Genomic DNA, 16,614 nt, shown 5'->3' on the forward strand with positions numbered 1-16,614 from the left:
CCGCTCAGAACCGGGTGGCGGCGAAGGGATCGACCGGGATGGCCGGATCGGTGCCGTCGACCAGCGCGCCCACCAGCTCGGCGGTGCCGGCCGACTGGGTCAGGCCCAGATGGCCGTGCCCGAAAGCATAGACCAGGTTCGGCGATTTCGAAGACCGCCCGATCACCGGAATGCTGTCGGGCAGCGAGGGACGGAACCCCATCCACTGCGTCCCGCCTTCGGTCTTCAACCCCGGCAGGAACTGGCGCGCCTTGTTCAGCAAGGTATCGGCGCGCTTGTAATTGGGCGGCAGGTCAAGCCCGCCCAGTTCAACCGCGCCGCCAATGCGTACACCGCCGTTGATCTTTGTGGCCACGAAGGCATGCCGCGAGAACGCCAGGTGCAGCCGCAGGTCGAACGCGCCCGGCGGCAGGGTCGTGTTGTAGCCGCGCTCGGTCTCCAGCGGAATCCAGTCGCCCACCGTGCGGGTCAGGTGGTGCGACCATGCCCCAGCGGCCACCACGACCTTGCTGGCATCCGCCGCACCCTGATCGAAGCGCACCCAGACGCCCGTGTCCGACAGCTCCAGCGCGCGCACGGGGCGCGTCTCGATCACCCCGCCACGGTCGCGGAACACCTGTGCCAGATGCTCGACCCAGCGTTTGGGATCGACGGTATTCCACCAGTGCGGCGTGAACCCGGCATGGGTAAAACGCGGGCTGAGCCCGGGCTGAATCTCGGCGATCGCTTCGGGGCTTTCCAGCAGATCGAAGGCGATGCCATGCTGGCGACGCAGCTCCCACGTGGGCAAAGCGGCGCGGAACTCGGCCGCGCTTTCGTACAATTGCAACTGCCCGTCGCGCTGCATCATCGCCTCGCCACCCGTATCGGCGATCTGCCGTTCGGTCGCGGCCTGGCACAGGCGCATCAGGCTGGCCTGCGCGGCGACCAACGCCTGGTAACGGCTGGGGCGGCTGGCCCGCCAGAACCGCCACATCCACGGCGCGATCTGCAGGGCATAAGCGGGCGGGATCGACAGCGGCCCCAACGGATCGAGCAGCCATTTCGGGGCCTTCTTCATGATCCCTGGGGTGGCCAGAGGTTCGACCTCGGGGAAGGCGAACGCCCCGGCATTCCCCGCCGAACTGCCCGCGGCCACGCCTTCGCGGTCCAGTACCTGAACCGTGTAACCCCGACGCTGCAATTCCAGCGCCGCGCTGATACCAACGACGCCGGCACCTATGACGATGACATCTTTCTTCATGTGATCTCTATACCCGAACGGAAAGGATCGGCGGGATCAAAAATCAGGCGGCTTTCGGCCATCACGAAAGCCTGACCGGTGATCGAGGGGATCACCCCGCCGTTCGGACCCGGCTGATAGGACAGCCGATAGGGGCTGCCGATGACGCTGGCCTGTACGATTTCTTCACCCGGCGCCAAGCGCCCGTCAGCCGCCAGACACGCCAACCGCGCCGAACTGCCTGTGCCGCAGGGCGAGCGGTCATAGGCGTCATCGGGGCACAGAACGAAGTTTCGGCTGTGCACGACAGGGTCCGGTGCGGCCTCCTGAAAAATCACATGATCGATCGGCTCGCCTGCTTCGCCGCCCACGCCCTGCGCGACCGAGGCCTGCCGAATGGCGACGCCCAGATCGGTCAGTTGTCGGATGTTCGCGGGCTCGACCGGCACCGGGCTGGGATCGACGATAAAGAACCAATTGCCGCCATAGGCCACATCACCTGTAACCGGCTCGAAATCCGGAACCTCGATCGTAACGGCCTGATGCACCCGCCGGCTTTCTATGTTGGTCACCGTCACTGTGTTGGGATCGTGCAGCTCCACCGTGACCACACCCGCGGGCGTTTCGATCCGGTGCGAACCAACACCGATCCGCCCCAGATAGGCCAGCGTCACGGTCAACCCGATCGTGCCATGCCCGCACATGCCAAGCACCGCATCCACGTCGAAATAGATCACCCCCGTCACGCAGGACGGATCGACCGGAGGCACCAGCAGCGCCCCCACCATCGCTGGCTGACCGCGCGGCTCCAGCATGACCGAGCGCCAGAACGGGCGGTGCTGGGTCGCCAAAAGCCCTGCGCGCGCGGACAGAGGACCGCTGCCCAGATCGGGCGCGCCGTCCAGAATCACGCGCGTGGGCTCTCCGCCGGTATGGCTGTCGATCACATGCACGTGGCAATCACCCCGCCTTGCCTTGACCAGTCTGCAAACCAGGCGCGGAACAAGCCGTACTGCTGTTCGCAATAGTGGCGCTGCGCATCCGTCAGCGCGTCGGTTTCATTGAAGTGCAAGCGGTACTCTTCCTCGCCGTTCAGCACCAGAAGGTGCTTGTAGTACAGAACCAGATCGGGGCCTTCATCGAAACTGGACAGCACGTGGATGGCCTCTGTCAACTCCTGCGCGCGCTGGCGAGCCTCGGCGCTGCCAGAAGCCGCTTTTTTCGACAAAGCGGTAAGCAGCAGAACCTCTTTGGGCAGTACGTTGCCGATGCCGGTGATTGCGCCGGTTGCGTCGCAATTGACGATGCCATGATAGACCGCCGTATCGACCCCCACCATCAGCGTCACCTGATCATCGCGGCTGGTAATGTTCTCAGCCGCGTATCGCAGATCGTCCTTGCCACCGAATTCCTTGAAGCCCACCAGATTGGAGTGCTCGGCCCGCAGCGCAAAGAAAAGGTCGGCGCGGGTGGCAAACCCGTAATGCGGACTGTTGTAGATGACCGCCGGAATATCCGGTGCCGCCGCCAGGATGGCCTTGAAATGGTTGCGCTGTGCCATGACCGAACTGCCGCGCGACAGAACCCGGGGGATAACCATCAGCCCCGCAGCACCCACCTTTTGCGCATGCGCCGCATGCGCCACGGCGGATTGCGTGTTGACCGCCCCGGTGCCCACCACCACGGGCAGGCCCGCGCCGACCAACCGCTCGACCCCTTCCATCCGCTGTTCGTCGGTCAGCAGTGGCCAGTCGCCCATCGACCCGCAGTAGACGACCGCGGACATGCCCGCCTCGATCATCTGCTGGCCCTTTCGCACCAAGGCGTCAAAGTCGGGCTGACGGTCGGGCGTACAAGGGGTCATGAGCGCCGGCATGGTGCCGGTAAAGACGTCGGGTGACATGTGGCCGATCCTTTCCAAGTTGCCCGCGTCCATCGCCGGGCGGTCAGATTTACTGTCTCAGTCCCGCAGTATCGGTTTTTGTATCCAAAATCCATCCGATTCGTCTGACAAAAGAAAAACGCGCCAGGCAGATTGCCCGGCGCGTTGACACTTTCCAACTGAACAGCGGTTCAGCGCAACCGCATCCCGCTTTCCGGGTCGAACAGCATGGCCCGTTCAGGCCGGACCGAGATTCCGATCCGTTCTCCCGTTTTGCTGCGCTGGTCGTCCCGCTCTTCGACGATCAACTTGTCGCCGTTGGGCGTCAGCAAATAACTGTAGGAGACGCCGCCAAGCGCCTCGGTCAGATCGACAGTACAGGTGTCGCCGGATCGATCCACGGCAATATGTTCCGGACGGATCCCCAGGATCACCTTCCTGGCATCGGTCGGCACGCCATTGGTGACGGGGATCGAGTCCGTCAGAGCGGGGTGACGCACCGTTCCATCGACGACATCGCATTCCAAAAAGTTCATTGCGGGCGAGCCGATGAACCCCGCCACGAACCGGTTGTCGGGGTCGCGATACAGATCCATCGGAGCGCCGACCTGCTCGATCCGACCATCGCGCAGCACGACGATCTTGTCGGCCATGGTCATCGCCTCGACCTGGTCGTGGGTGACGTAGATCATCGTCGCGCCGATCTCCTGGTGCAGACGGGCGATCTCAACCCGCATTTCCACGCGCAACTCGGCATCGAGGTTCGACAGCGGCTCGTCAAACAAGAAAACCTCGGGGCCGCGGACGATGGCCCGGCCGATGGCGACCCGCTGACGCTGGCCACCCGACAGGGCCTTGGGCTTGCGCTTGAGATACGGGTCCAGTTTCAAGATTTCCGACGCTTCGGCCACCTTCTTGTCGATCTCGGCCTTGGGCACACCGTTCATGCGCAGACCAAAGCCCATGTTCTCGGCCACGGACATGTGCGGATACAGGGCGTAGGTCTGAAACACCATCGCGACACTGCGCTTGGCCGGGTCCATGTGGGTCACATCGCGCTGACCGATACGGATTTCGCCCTCGGTGGTTTCCTCCAGCCCGGCGATCATCCGCAACAGGGTGGATTTGCCACAGCCCGACGGCCCGACGAAAACGCAGAACTCGCCGTCCTCGATTTCCAGATCAATGCCGTGAATGACCTGGGTCTGGCCATAACGCTTGATTGCGCCCTTCAGGGTAACGCCTGTCATGATGCTTGCATCCTGTCCTTGCGGCCCTCGGGGAACCGCCATGCTTCGGCTTCAGCCCCGATCTGGTCGGCCGATCGCCGAACCCGAGGGACCCATTTCTTCAACTGGTCGAAATCCATGCGCTGGGTCGATCCGGTAATCGAGATCGCCCCCAGCACCCGCCCGCCCGATGTCAGGATCGGACAGGCCACGCAGATGATGCCGGGCTCGTGCTCTTCATCATCCATGGCGAACCCCCGTTCGCGGATCCGGGCCAAATCCGCCCGCAGCACCTCCTCCGAGGTCAGCGTCTTGTCGGTAAAGCGGTGAAAGCTTTGCTGCGAGATCGCCTTGTCCAGCCGGTCATCATCCAGAAAGGCGAGCATCGCCTTTCCCACACCGGTGCAATAAGCCGGGCCAACTTTTCCGGCCTCGGAATACATCTCGACCGGGTTCTTGGCATTGCGCTTGTCCACATACAGAACTTGGCTCGAATCCAGCTGCGCGAGGTGCACCGTCTCGCCGGTTTCCAGGCTGAGCGCATCCAGGATCGGCCGCGCGATCGGCGCCAGCGAGCTTTGCGTCCAGGCCGAATGCGCCAGCCGCACCAGCCGCAGGCCGGGCGAATAGGTCTGCCGGTCTGGGTCGTAAGACAACATGCCCTGATTGGTCAGCGCCTGCAGAAACCGGTACAGGGACGCCTTGGGAAAGCTGCTGCTTTCCAGCAATTCGGCAAACCGCACAGGCCGGCCGAACGCCGCGACCTGTTCCAGCACGTCACATGCTTTGCCGATGGTTCCGTCACCTGCCACGGGTCTGATTTCTCCTCCACTTCCCCTTGCGGACGGGCCGCGAGGGTATTGACAAGCCTAGCCGATTCGATGTGTAGTTTTCAATATATAAAACTTGGTTTCACTATTTGGAACCACTGAATGGAAGCTAAGGGAGGAAACCATGCATTCCATGTTCAAGCGCACTGCGGCGGCTCTGGCGGCCAGTGTGGCACTTGCAGCGCCCGTTTCGGCAGAACTGACCGGCGAGCTGCGAATCTTCCTCGACACATCGAATCCGGCGCCGCGCGCGACGATGGAAGCGATGATCGAGCGGTTCGCGGCTCAGCACCCGGGTTTGGAAATCGAGACCACGGTCATCGACCGCGAGGCGTACAAGACCCAGATCCGCAACTTCCTGACGGCGGATACGCCCGACGTTGCGACCTGGTACGCGGCCAACCGCATGAAGCCTTATGTCGAGGCCGGACTGTTCGAAGATGTATCGGACCTGTGGGCCGAGCCGGAAATCGCCGAAAACCTGGCCTCGACCAAGGGTGCGATGACCATCGACGGCAAGCAGTGGGGCGTGCCCTACACCTACTATCAGTGGGGCGTCTACTACCGCAAAGACATCTTTGACGAGCTGGGCCTGTCCGAGCCGACCACCTGGGAAGAAGAGCTGGCCAACTGCCAGAAGATCGTCGACTCGGGTCGCGCCTGCTATACCATCGGCACCAAGTTCCTATGGACGGCTGGCGGCTGGTTCGACTACCTGAACATGCGCACCAACGGCTTCGACTTCCACCAGCAACTGGCCAATGGCGAGGTCAGCTGGGAAGACGACCGGGTCAAGCAGACCTTCGCCAACTGGAAGCAGCTGATCGACATGGGCGCGTTCATCGACAACCACCAGACCTACAGCTGGCAAGAGGCCCTGCCCTTCATGGTTCAGGGTGACGCCGCGGCCTATCTGATGGGCAACTTCGCGGTGGCTCCGCTGCGCGAGGCCGGTCTGACCGACGACCAGCTGGACTTCTACCAGTTCGTCGCGATCAACCCCGATGTCGAGCTGGCCGAAGATGCGCCGACCGACACGTTCCACATCCCGGCGAACGCGTCGAACAAAGAAGCCGCGCGCGAGTTCCTGCGTTTTGTTGTTTCGGCTGACGAGCAGACCGAAATCAACAACGGCAAGAACCTCGGACAACTGCCCGTCAACGCCAAATCCTCGGTTGATGACGACAAGTTCCTGCAGGAAGGCTTCAAGATGCTGTCGACCAACAGCCCTGGCGGCGTCGCCCAGTTCTGGGACCGCGACGCGCCGGCGGAAATGGCCAAAGTGTCGATGGAAGGCTTCCAGGAATTCATGGTCAAGCCGGACAACCTGGACAGCATCCTGGCCAAGCTGGAGCGCGCACGTCAACGCATCTACGACAACTGATCGGGTGGTGGCCGGGGCAACCCCGGCCACGCCCTAGCCAAACGCAGGACGGGCACGATCCCGTCCTGCCCATTCCAAACCGGGATTGACCATGACCGCAGTCGACGTCACCGAACACGAAAGCTGGTTCCACAGAAATCAGCAACGTATCGCACCCTGGCTGTTTCTGGCTCCGGGCGTGCTGTTCTTTATGGTCTACGTGATCATCCCCGTATTCCAGTCCTTCAACCTGTCGCTTTACGAATGGGACGGGCTGGGCGCGGCCGAATATGTCGGTATGCGCAACTATGAGGACCTGTATTGGGAATGGGTCGACCGTGACGCCTTTTATGTCTCGCTGAAGAACAATCTGATCTGGCTGATCATGTACCTGCTGGCGATCCCGGCTGGTCTGTTCATCGCACTGTTCCTCAACCAGACGGTCTGGGGAATCCGGTTGTACAAATCCTTGTTCTTCTTTCCCTTCGTCATCAGCCAGGTCGTTGTCGGGCTGGTCTTCACCTGGTTCTACGACCCCACATTCGGGCTGCTGAACGAGCTTTTGGGCTTGGTCGGGCTGGGCCCTGTGAACGTCCTGGGTGATGAACGCTTCGTAACCTACGGCATCATTTTCGCGGGCCTCTGGCCGCAGACCGCCTATTGCATGATCCTGTATCTGACCGGCCTGAACGCCGTAGACCCCGAACAGATCGAGGCCGGCCGGCTGGACGGCGCCAAGGGCGGGCGGATGCTGTGGCATATCATCCTGCCGCAACTGCGCCCGGCAACCTTCATCGCCTTCGTGGTGACCATCATCGGCGCGCTGCGCTCGTTCGACCTGATCTCGATCATGACGCAGGGCGGGCCGTTCGGATCCTCGCGCGTGCTAGCCTATTACATGTTCGAGGTCGCCCTGTCGGAGTACGGGTTCCGCATGGGCTATGGCGCGGCCATCGCCGTGATCCTGTTCCTGATCATGCTGTGCTTCATCGCCTACTTCCTGTGGTCGATGTACCGCGAAGAAAAGGGGCACTGAGATGTTTCCCAAACCGATCGAAAAACAACCCCGCGCGGCGCAGATTTCCTATCAGGCGATGCTGCCGGTCGCCCTTCTGCTGTGGCTCGGCCCGCTGCTGGCGGTGGCCCTGTTCTCAATCAAGCCCGAGGCGGATTTCACCAACGCCAACTACTGGGGTCTGCCCTCCAGCTTTGAAGGCGCCAGGAACTACGGTCAGGTCTTCTTCAACTCGGACATGCCGCGCTATTTGCTGAACTCGTTCCTGATCACGGTTCCCACGGTGATCGGCGCGGTGGCGCTCAGCTGCATGACCGGATTCGCGCTGGGGATCTACAAGTTCAAATCGAACCTGTGGATCTTCTTCATGTTCGTGGCCGGCAACTTCGTACCCTTCCAGATCCTGATGGTGCCGGTGCGCGACCTGACGCTGGACTTGGGGCTGTACAACACGAAAACCGGGCTGGTGCTGTTCCACATCGCGTTCCAGACGGGGTTCTGCACGCTGTTCATGCGCAACTTCATCCGCGCCCTGCCCTTTGAGTTGATCGAGGCCGCCCGGGTCGAGGGCATCAGCGAATGGCGCATCTTCTGGTACGTCGTCCTCCCGCTGATGAAGCCCGCGATCGCCGCGCTCAGCGTGCTGATCTTCACCTTCATCTGGAACGACTATTTCTGGGCCGTCGTGCTGACCCAGGGGGCCGAGAGCCAACCCGTCACCGCCGGGATCACCAGCTTCAACGCGCAGTTCCGCGCAGCGTATCACTTGATGAGTGCCGGCTCGATCGTCGCGGCCCTGCCGCCGGTGGCCATGTTCTTTCTGATGCAGAAACACTTCATCGCGGGTCTGACCCTCGGTGCCGTAAAATAACGCCTAGTCAAGGTTTACAGTCATGACCAAGATCACCTTCATCGGTGCAGGTTCCACGATTTTCATGCAGAACATCGTGGGCGATGCCCTGCTGACCCCGTCGCTGGCCGACAGCCATTTTGCCCTGATGGACATCGACACCGAGCGTCTGGCCGAAAGCGAAACCGTCGCGCGCGCGATGATCCGCTCGGTCGGGACCGGCGCGACCGTGTCCACCCATACCGACCGCCGCGCGGCGCTGGACGGGGCCGATTTCGTCATCACCGCCTTCCAGATCGGCGGCTACAAACCCTGCACCGTCACCGATTTCGAGATCCCCAAGCAATACGGCCTGCGCCAGACCATCGCCGACACGCTGGGCGTGGGCGGCATCATGCGCGGCCTGCGCACCGTGCCCGTCCTGTGGGATGTGGCACGCGACATGGCGCAGCTGTGCCCGAATGCCACGCTGCTGCAATACGTCAACCCGATGGCCATCAACACCTGGGCGCTGGCCGAACGGTTCCCGGCACTGAAACATGTGGGCCTTTGCCACTCGGTCCAGAACACCGTCGAGGAGCTGGCCCATGACCTGGACCTGCCTAAGGATGAAATCCGCTATCGCGTCGCGGGCGTGAACCACGTGGCGTTTTTCCTGCGGCTGGAACATCAGGGCCGCGACCTGTATCCGGCGCTGCGCCGGGGCTATCACGCGGGCCAGCTGCCCAAGGCGCCGCTGCTGATGCCACGCTGCCCCAACAAGGTGCGATACGAGGTGATGGATCACCTTGGCTATTTCTGCACCGAAAGCTCGGAACACCTGGCCGAATATGTCCCGTGGTTCATCAAGGACGGGCGTCAGGACCTGATCGACCAGTTCCAGATCCCGCTGGACGAATATCCCACCCGCTGCGAAGAGCAGGTCGCGAATTGGAAGGAACAGGCCAAGACCCTGACCGACGGGCGCGACATCAAAGTGATCCGCAGCCACGAATTCGCCGCCGACCTGATGAACGCAATCGTCACCGACACGCCGTACGTCGCCTATGGCAACCTGCCCAACACCGGGCAGATCCCGCAGCTGCCTCTGGGCGCGGCGGTCGAAACGCCCTGCCTGGTCGACAGCAACGGTGTGCAGCCCTCGGTCGTGACCGACATCCCGCCGCAGCTTGTCGCCCTGATGCGCAGCCAGATCAACGTGCAGGAACTGACCGTGCGCGCCTTGGTCGAAGAAAACCCCGAACACATCTACCACGCCGCCATGATGGACCCGCACACTGCCGCCGAACTGGACCTGCGCCAGATCCGCAGCCTGGTCAGTGACCTGCTGACCGCCCATGCCGACTGGCTGCCAGATTGGTGCCGCCCAGCCCGCGCGGCCTGATCATCCAGCAAACACACAAGAAAACCACGACCCAATACGAAAAAGAAACACAGACATGAAGAAACGCCGCTCACAGCACTGGTACGGCAAGCTCGATAAGGACGGGTTCATCCATCGGTCGTGGATGAAGAATCAGGGCTTTCCCGATCATGCTTTCGACGGACGCCCGATCATTGGCATCTGCAACACATGGTCGGAACTGACGCCGTGCAACTCGGGCCTGCGCGACCTCGCCGAAGGCGTCAAGCGCGGCGTGTGGGAGGCCGGCGGCTTTCCCGTCGAATTCCCGGTGATGTCTCTGGGCGAAACCCAGATGAAGCCCACCGCCATGCTGTTCCGCAACCTGCTGGCCATGGATGTCGAGGAATCGATCCGCGCCTATGGCATCGACGGCGTGGTGCTGCTGGGCGGCTGCGACAAGACCACGCCGGGCCAGCTGATGGGCGCGGGCTCGGTCGATCTGCCCACCATTGTGGTCAGCTCGGGGCCGATGCTGAACGGCAAGTATCGCGGTCAGGATATCGGCTCGGGCACCGATGTCTGGAAGTTCTCGGAAGCCGTGCGCGCCGGCGAGATGACTTTGCAGGATTTCATGAACGCAGAATCCGGCATGAGCCGGTCCAAGGGCGTGTGCATGACTATGGGCACGGCCTCGACCATGGCATCGCTGGTCGAGGCGATGGGCATGAGCCTGCCCACCAACGCCGCCCTGCCTGCCGTCGATGCCCGCCGGATGGCGCTGGCGCACATGACCGGCAAGCGCATCGTTGAGATGGTGGACGAGGACCTCAAACCCTCGGACATCCTGACCAAAGCGGCGTTTGAGAACGCCATCCTGGCCAATGCCGCAGTGGGAGGGTCAACCAACGCCGTGGTGCACCTGCTGGCGCTGGCCGGCCGGGTGGGCGTGGACCTGACCCTGCAGGATTTCGAGATCGGCTCGGACATTCCGCTACTGGTCAACTGCATGCCCTCGGGCAAATACCTGATGGAGGATTTCTGCTATGCCGGCGGGATGCCGGTGGTCCTGTCCGAGCTGAAATCGCATCTGCGCCCGGCCAGAACCGTTCTGAACAAGGACATCTCGGCCCACTATGAGGGCGCGGTATGCTTTGACCGCGACGTGATCCATTCCTTCGACGACCCGGTAAAACCGGCCGCCGGGCTGCGCGTTCTGCGCGGCAACCTGGCGCCGAACGGGGCGATCGTGAAACCCTCGGCCGCCACCGACAGCCTGCTTGAAACGGAAGGTGAAGCCTATGTCTTCGACAGCATCGAGGACCTGAAAGCCAATATCGACCGCGACGACCTGCCGGTGACGCCCGAGACCATCCTGGTGCTCAAGGGCTGCGGGCCAAAGGGCTATCCGGGCATGCCCGAGGTCGGCAACATGCCGATCCCCGCCAAGCTGGTGAAACAGGGCGTGCGCGACATGATCCGCATTTCCGACGCACGCATGTCGGGCACCGCCTTCGGCACAGTAATCCTGCATGTCAGCCCCGAGGCGCAGGCGGGCGGCCCCCTGGCGCTGGTGAAAACCGGCGATCGCATCCGCGTGTCCGCCAGCAAGGGCGCGCTGGAACTGCTGGTCGACGAACAGGAGCTGGCTGCCCGCCGCGCGGCCTGGCGGCCCGACGACCCGCATTACACCCGCGGCTATGCCAAGCTGTATATCGACCATGTCCTTCAGGCCGACCGCGGCGCTGACCTTGATTTCCTGGTGGGCAAGGACACCCGCCTTGTGACCAGAGAGAGCCATTGATGACCCACCCAGCCACCTTCCATGACCTAAACGGCGCATCCGTCTTCATCACCGGTGGCGGGTCGGGCGTGGGCGCGGCCCTGACCGACGGGTTCCTGGCCCAGGGCGCCAATGTCGCCTTTATCGGCCGGTCGGACGCCAGCGTGTTCGTCGAAGAGATGCGCGCCAAACACGGCCGCGCGCCTTTGTTCCTGCAGGGCGACATGACCGACACTGCGCTGCTGCACGAAACCATGACCAAGGCCGCCGAGGCCCACGGTCCGCTGAACGTACTGGTCAACAATGCCGCCAATGACAAGCGCCACAGCCTCGAGGAAACCACGACCGAGTTCTGGGACTGGATGATCGAGGTCAACCTCAAGGCCTATTACTTTGCCTGCCAGCAGGCCGCGCGCCAGATGGCCGAAACCGGCGGGTCGATCATCAATTTCAGCTCGATCAGCTACATGATGGGCAATGCGGGCTATCCGATCTATACGACGGCCAATGCCGGAATCACCGGCATGACCCGCTCGCTCGCGCGCGAGCTGGGGCCTAGGAACATCCGCGTCAACGCGCTGGCGCCCGGCTGGGTGCTGACGCAGAAACAACTGGACATGTGGGCCACGCCCGAGGATCTGGCCGCGCATATGGATCGCCAGTGCCTGAAGGAACATCTGAGCCCGGACGACATGATCGCGCCGACGCTGTTTCTGGCATCGACGGCCAGCCGCGCCATGACCGGGCAATGCATGGTCGTCGATGGCGGCGTGGTTACAACGGGGTGAGGACATGAACACCGAGTGGATCGCAGTAGACTGGGGCACCACGCATCTACGCGCCTGGGCGATGCAGGGCGACACGGTGCTGGACCACGCCCAATGCGACCGGGGCATGGCAACGCTGGGTCGAGATCAGTTCCAGAACGCGTTGCTGACGCTGGTCCAGGGCTGGCTGGGCGCGGCGCCCGTGGATGTGATCGCCTGCGGCATGGTCGGTGCCCGGCAAGGCTGGGTCGAGGCGCCCTATGTGGCGGTTCCGGCCAAGCCGATCTCGACCGTTCCGGTGCGCGTGCCCGGCACCGATCCACGCATCCGCGCCTTCGTGGTGCCCGGTCTGAAACAGGACGACCCCGCCGACGTGATGCGCGGCGAGGAAACCCAGATCGCCGGCTACCTGTCCACGCGCCCACATTGGGATGGCGTGATCTGCCTGCCCGGCACCCACACCAAATGGGTGCAGGTCAGCGCCGGCGAGGTCGTCAGCTTCCGCACCTTCATGACCGGTGAGCTGTTCGATCTGCTGGGACAGCACTCGGTGCTGAAACACTCGGTCGGTGAAGGTTGGGACGACGAGGCCTTCACCACGGCCGTGGCGGACACGCTGTCCAAGCCCGAGCAACTGGCCGGGCGGCTGTTCGGGCTGCGCGCCGCTGACCTGCTGCACGGGCAGGACCAGGCCACCGCCCGCGCCCGCCTGTCGGGCGCTCTGATCGGTGCCGAACTGGCCGCCACCCGCCCCTATTGGCTGGGCCAGCAACTGGCCATCATCGGGGCAGAGGCCCTGTCGAACATCTATGCCACCGCGCTGCAGCAACAGGGCGCGTTCGTCGAAACCGCCGACGCGACCCGGGCCACGCTGGCCGGTCTGCTGCAGGCCCGCACCCTCACGAGGCAAACCGCATGAGCCGCCCCATCATCGCCATTCTGCGCGGGCTTGACCCGGCGCAGGCCGAGGCCGTCGGCCAGGCTATTCTGGACGCCGGCATTGACCGGATCGAAGTACCGCTGAACTCGCCCGACCCGCTGGACAGCATCGGCCGTCTGGTCCGTTCGATCGGCGACCGCGCGCTGGTCGGGGCCGGAACCGTCCTGACCGTGGACGAGGTCGAACAGGTGGCCGCCGTGGGTGGCAAGCTGATCGTATCGCCCAATTGCGATGCCGAGGTGATCGCGCGCACGGTGGATCTGGGCCTGCAGAGCTGGCCCGGGGTCTATACCCCGACCGAGGCCTTCACCGCCCTGCGCGCCGGGGCCACCGGGTTGAAACTGTTTCCCGGCGTGATGACCGGACCGGTGGGGCTGGCGGCGATGTGCCCGATCCTGCCCAAGGGCACGCAGGTCTATGCCGTTGGCGGCGCGGGGCCCGAGAATTTCGGCGACTGGCTCAAGGCCGGGGCCGACGGGTTCGGCATCGGCTCGGCTCTGTTCAAACCCGGCATGTCCGTGGACCAGATCGCCGAGAACGCCCGCCGGATCGTCGCCGCCTATGACGAGGCCACGCGATGAGCCATGTCTTTGACGACCGACCGTGCGAGTTGGGCGAGGGCCCGCTGTGGCACCCCGAACGGCAACAGCTGTTCTGGTTCGACATCGTCAACAAACGCCTGATGACCCGCGACGCGAATGGACCGCAAAGCTGGGATTTTGCCGAGAACGTCTCGGCCGCAGGGTGGATCGACCGCGACACGCTGCTGATCGCGTCGGAAACCGGCCTGTGGCGGTTCGGGCTGGAGACCGGTCACAAGGATCGCATCATCGCGCTCGAGGCCGACAACCCGGTGACCCGCTCGAATGACGGGCGGGCTGATCCGTGGGGCGGGTTCTGGATCGGCACAATGGGCAAGCGCGCGGAACGGGGCGCGGGGGCGATCTATCGCTTGTGGCGGGGTGAGCTGCGGCAGCTGGTGCCGGACGTGACCATCTCGAACTCGATCAGTTTTGCGCCCGACCGGTCCTGCGCCTATTTCTGCGACACGGCCACCGGGCAGGTGCGGCGCTGGGGTCTGGACCCGGAAACCGGCTGGCCCGAGGGCGACAGCGCGGTGTTTCTGGACCTGCGCGCCGAGGGTTTGAACCCCGATGGCGCGGTCGTCGATGCCATGGGCAATCTGTGGCTCGCGCAATGGGGCGCGGCGCGGGTTGCGGCCTATGACGCCGGCGGAGCCTTCCTGCGCGCGGTGCCTTTCGCGGCGGCCCATACCTCGTGCCCCGCATTCGGCGGGCCGGAACTTACGACGCTGTTCTGCACCTCGGCCCGCGAAGGGCTGGATGCGGACACCATTGCGTCGCACCCCACCAACGGAATGACCTTTGCCGCCGAAAACGCGGGCCAAGGTCAGGCGGAATACAGAGTCATCCTATGAACCCCGAACTTGGCGTTTGCTATTACCCTGAACACTGGCCGCAAGAAATGTGGGCCGAAGATGCCGCGCGCATGGTCGAGGCCGGTCTGCGTTGGGTCCGGATCGGCGAATTCGGATGGAGCCGGATGGAGCCGGAACCGGGCCGGCTGACACTCGACTGGCTGGATCAGGCCATCGAGACCCTTGGTGCGGCCGGGCTGAAAGTGGTGCTGGGAACCCCCACCGCCACGCCGCCGCGCTGGATGCTGGACCGGCACCCGGACATGCTGGCGGTGGACGAAAACGGGCAGCCGCGCAAGTTCGGCTCGCGCCGGCACTATTGCTTCAGCCATCCCGGATATATCGATGAGTGCGTCCGCATCGCCCGGATCATGGGCGAACGCTATGGCCGCAACTCGCATGTGGCCGCCTGGCAGATCGACAATGAATATGGTTGCCACGACACCACCGTCAGCTACAGCGAGCCCGCGCGGCAGGCCTTCCGCCGCTGGTTGGCCGAACGCTATGGCTCGGTCGAGGCGCTGAACGCGGCCTGGGGCAACGTGTTCTGGTCGATGGAATACGGTGATTTCGATCAGATCGACCTGCCCAACCTGACTGTGACCGAACCCAACCCAGCGCATGTGCTGGCCTTCCGCCGGTTCAGCTCGGATCAGGTGATGGCCTTCAACCGGGCACAGGTTCAGGTGCTGCGGCCCCTGACCGACGCGCCGCTGCTGCACAACTACATGGGCCGGATTCTGGATTTCGACCATTTCGAGGTGGGCGCCGATCTGGATATCGCCACCTGGGACAGCTACCCGATCGGGTTCCTGTCCGACCGGCTCGAGGCCAACGCGGCGCACAAGGCAGCCTTTCTGCAACAAGGCGACCCGGACATGCAGGCCTTTCACCACGATCTGTACCGCGCCGTCGGACGCGGCCGCTGGTGGGTGATGGAACAACAGCCCGGACCGGTGAACTGGGCGCCCTACAACCCGGCCCCCCTGCCGGGCATGGTGCGGCTTTGGTCGCTTGAGGCCGTGGCCCACGGGGCCGAGGTGGTCAGCTATTTCCGCTGGCGGCAGGCACCCTTTGCGCAGGAACAGATGCACGCGGGCTTGCTGACGCCGAACAACCACCCCGCCCCCGGTCTGGCCGAGGCGCAGCAGACGGCCGAAGATCTGGCCGCGCTGGGACCGGTCGAACCGGTGCAGACGCGGGTGGCCATCCTGTTCGACTACCCGTCGGACTGGGCCTGGTCGACCCAGCCTCAGGGCGCGGGGTTCAACTATTTCCGGCTGGTGTTTTCCGCCTATCGCGCACTGCGCCGCGCCGGGCTGTCGATCGATGTCTTACCGGCCTCGGGCCTGTCAAGCGCGGACTATGATCTGATCCTCGCCCCCGGGCTGGCCACGCTGGACGACGCGCTGGCCGACCGCTTGCAGACGGCCGCGAAACTGACGGTTCTGGGCCCGCGCACCGGAGCAATCACGGCTGATTTCCAGATTCCGGCCCAAGGCCGCCCCGGCCTGCGCGCGCTGGACTGCGACGTGGCGCTGGTGGAATCCCTGCCGCCCGAAATCACCCGCCCGGTTCAGAGCGGCGGAGCGGCGCAGCACTGGGTCGAGCGGCTGACCGGTGACGCGCCCGACCTGCAGACCTTCGAAGACGGGACCCCTGCGCTGAAGGGCAGTGACCAGCTTTGGTATCTGGCCGGGTTCCCGGACGAGGACCTGTGGAACCGGATCATTGAGATGGCCGCGCAGAAGGTCGGGCTGACCCTGCACCCGATGCCGCCCGGCCTGCGGCGGCGCGAGACCGCGACCCATGACTTCCTGATCAACTACAACGCCACACCGGTGGATTGGAACGGCCACAGAATCGCTGCCTGCGGGGTCGCCATCCTGAAACGCAATCCGCCCGGCCAGGAGTGAACCTGAACCGGGCGGATGTGGTGCCTTGGTAGGCGCT

General features: G+C 63.9%; 15 protein-coding genes. 10 read left to right on the plus strand and 5 right to left on the minus strand.

All coding sequences use genetic code 11. The features are described from left to right. Positions 1-4 precede the first annotated feature (4 nt). The 5 genes from AC2FNZ_RS10265 to AC2FNZ_RS10285 all read right to left on the minus strand — a co-directional run bounded on the left by AC2FNZ_RS10265 (position 5) and on the right by AC2FNZ_RS10285 (position 5,145). Positions 5-1,243, minus strand: coding sequence for an NAD(P)/FAD-dependent oxidoreductase (locus tag AC2FNZ_RS10265; protein ID WP_496833514.1), 1,239 nt, complete (start codon positions 1,241-1,243; stop codon positions 5-7). Then, positions 1,240-2,175: a 4-hydroxyproline epimerase gene (locus AC2FNZ_RS10270; protein WP_496840501.1), complete on the minus strand. Its 936-nt coding sequence runs from the start codon at positions 2,173-2,175 to the stop codon at positions 1,240-1,242. The genes AC2FNZ_RS10265 and AC2FNZ_RS10270 overlap by 4 nt, the downstream gene beginning before the upstream one ends. After that, entirely contained in the window at positions 2,166-3,125 is a 960-nt protein-coding gene (locus AC2FNZ_RS10275; protein ID WP_496840503.1) for a dihydrodipicolinate synthase family protein, read from the minus strand. The genes AC2FNZ_RS10270 and AC2FNZ_RS10275 overlap by 10 nt, the downstream gene beginning before the upstream one ends. A gap of 170 nt (positions 3,126-3,295) precedes the next feature. Further along, a complete protein-coding gene (locus AC2FNZ_RS10280) occupies positions 3,296-4,354 on the minus strand; it encodes an ABC transporter ATP-binding protein (RefSeq protein ID WP_496840505.1) in 1,059 nt (352 codons plus the stop codon). Beyond that, positions 4,351-5,145 carry an IclR family transcriptional regulator gene (locus AC2FNZ_RS10285; protein ID WP_496840506.1) on the minus strand — a complete coding sequence of 265 codons (795 nt, stop codon included), beginning with the start codon at positions 5,143-5,145 and terminating at the stop codon, positions 4,351-4,353. The genes AC2FNZ_RS10280 and AC2FNZ_RS10285 overlap by 4 nt, the downstream gene beginning before the upstream one ends. A gap of 142 nt (positions 5,146-5,287) precedes the next feature. Here AC2FNZ_RS10285 and AC2FNZ_RS10290 point away from each other — a divergent pair, with 142 nt between their 5' ends. The 10 genes from AC2FNZ_RS10290 (at position 5,288) to AC2FNZ_RS10335 (ending at position 16,577) form a co-directional block, all read left to right on the plus strand. Further along, complete coding sequence (locus tag AC2FNZ_RS10290; protein WP_093963148.1) at positions 5,288-6,547, plus strand: ABC transporter substrate-binding protein; 1,260 nt, start codon at positions 5,288-5,290, stop codon at positions 6,545-6,547. 91 nt (positions 6,548-6,638) lie between these two features. Beyond that, a complete protein-coding gene (locus AC2FNZ_RS10295; RefSeq protein ID WP_170341260.1) occupies positions 6,639-7,562 on the plus strand; it encodes a carbohydrate ABC transporter permease in 924 nt (307 codons plus the stop codon). Position 7,563: 1 nt separating this feature from the next. Further along, the gene (locus tag AC2FNZ_RS10300) at positions 7,564-8,412 is read left to right on the plus strand and encodes a carbohydrate ABC transporter permease (RefSeq protein WP_093963150.1); all 849 of its coding nucleotides are present in this window, start codon (positions 7,564-7,566) and stop codon (positions 8,410-8,412) included. A 22-nt stretch (positions 8,413-8,434) separates the two neighbouring features. Continuing rightward, a complete protein-coding gene (locus tag AC2FNZ_RS10305; protein ID WP_496840508.1) occupies positions 8,435-9,775 on the plus strand; it encodes an alpha-glucosidase/alpha-galactosidase in 1,341 nt (446 codons plus the stop codon). Between the two features lie 55 nt (positions 9,776-9,830). Next, positions 9,831-11,537, plus strand: a complete 1,707-nt coding sequence (locus tag AC2FNZ_RS10310; RefSeq protein WP_496840509.1) for an IlvD/Edd family dehydratase — start codon at positions 9,831-9,833, stop codon at positions 11,535-11,537. Further along, positions 11,537-12,304: an SDR family NAD(P)-dependent oxidoreductase gene (locus AC2FNZ_RS10315; protein ID WP_496840511.1), complete on the plus strand. Its 768-nt coding sequence runs from the start codon at positions 11,537-11,539 to the stop codon at positions 12,302-12,304. Before AC2FNZ_RS10310 ends, AC2FNZ_RS10315 begins: the two co-directional genes overlap by 1 nt. A 4-nt stretch (positions 12,305-12,308) precedes the next feature. Continuing rightward, positions 12,309-13,202 carry a 2-dehydro-3-deoxygalactonokinase gene (locus tag AC2FNZ_RS10320; RefSeq protein ID WP_496840512.1) on the plus strand — a complete coding sequence of 298 codons (894 nt, stop codon included), beginning with the start codon at positions 12,309-12,311 and terminating at the stop codon, positions 13,200-13,202. After that, entirely contained in the window at positions 13,199-13,804 is a 606-nt protein-coding gene (locus AC2FNZ_RS10325) for a 2-dehydro-3-deoxy-6-phosphogalactonate aldolase (RefSeq protein ID WP_496840514.1), read from the plus strand. The genes AC2FNZ_RS10320 and AC2FNZ_RS10325 overlap by 4 nt, the downstream gene beginning before the upstream one ends. Beyond that, positions 13,801-14,661 (plus strand): SMP-30/gluconolactonase/LRE family protein, encoded by an 861-nt coding sequence (locus tag AC2FNZ_RS10330; RefSeq protein ID WP_496840515.1) that lies wholly within the window; start codon positions 13,801-13,803, stop codon positions 14,659-14,661. The genes AC2FNZ_RS10325 and AC2FNZ_RS10330 overlap by 4 nt, the downstream gene beginning before the upstream one ends. Further along, entirely contained in the window at positions 14,658-16,577 is a 1,920-nt protein-coding gene (locus AC2FNZ_RS10335) for a beta-galactosidase (protein ID WP_496840517.1), read from the plus strand. The genes AC2FNZ_RS10330 and AC2FNZ_RS10335 overlap by 4 nt, the downstream gene beginning before the upstream one ends. The last annotated feature ends 37 nt before the right edge of the window (positions 16,578-16,614 follow it).

This window comes from Ruegeria sp. SAZA006, assembly GCF_059613465.1.

Coding starts and splice junctions, on each gene's coding strand:
- AC2FNZ_RS10265 (WP_496833514.1), bottom strand. CDS start 1,243: ATGAAGAAAGATGTCATCGTCATAGGTGCCGGCGTCGTTGGTATCAGC.
- AC2FNZ_RS10275 (WP_496840503.1), bottom strand. CDS start 3,125: ATGTCACCCGACGTCTTTACCGGCACCATGCCGGCGCTCATGACCCCT.
- AC2FNZ_RS10280 (WP_496840505.1), bottom strand. CDS start 4,354: ATGACAGGCGTTACCCTGAAGGGCGCAATCAAGCGTTATGGCCAGACC.
- AC2FNZ_RS10290 (WP_093963148.1), top strand. CDS start 5,288: ATGCATTCCATGTTCAAGCGCACTGCGGCGGCTCTGGCGGCCAGTGTG.
- AC2FNZ_RS10295 (WP_170341260.1), top strand. CDS start 6,639: ATGACCGCAGTCGACGTCACCGAACACGAAAGCTGGTTCCACAGAAAT.
- AC2FNZ_RS10300 (WP_093963150.1), top strand. CDS start 7,564: ATGTTTCCCAAACCGATCGAAAAACAACCCCGCGCGGCGCAGATTTCC.
- AC2FNZ_RS10305 (WP_496840508.1), top strand. CDS start 8,435: ATGACCAAGATCACCTTCATCGGTGCAGGTTCCACGATTTTCATGCAG.
- AC2FNZ_RS10310 (WP_496840509.1), top strand. CDS start 9,831: ATGAAGAAACGCCGCTCACAGCACTGGTACGGCAAGCTCGATAAGGAC.
- AC2FNZ_RS10315 (WP_496840511.1), top strand. CDS start 11,537: ATGACCCACCCAGCCACCTTCCATGACCTAAACGGCGCATCCGTCTTC.
- AC2FNZ_RS10320 (WP_496840512.1), top strand. CDS start 12,309: ATGAACACCGAGTGGATCGCAGTAGACTGGGGCACCACGCATCTACGC.
- AC2FNZ_RS10325 (WP_496840514.1), top strand. CDS start 13,199: ATGAGCCGCCCCATCATCGCCATTCTGCGCGGGCTTGACCCGGCGCAG.
- AC2FNZ_RS10330 (WP_496840515.1), top strand. CDS start 13,801: ATGAGCCATGTCTTTGACGACCGACCGTGCGAGTTGGGCGAGGGCCCG.
- AC2FNZ_RS10335 (WP_496840517.1), top strand. CDS start 14,658: ATGAACCCCGAACTTGGCGTTTGCTATTACCCTGAACACTGGCCGCAA.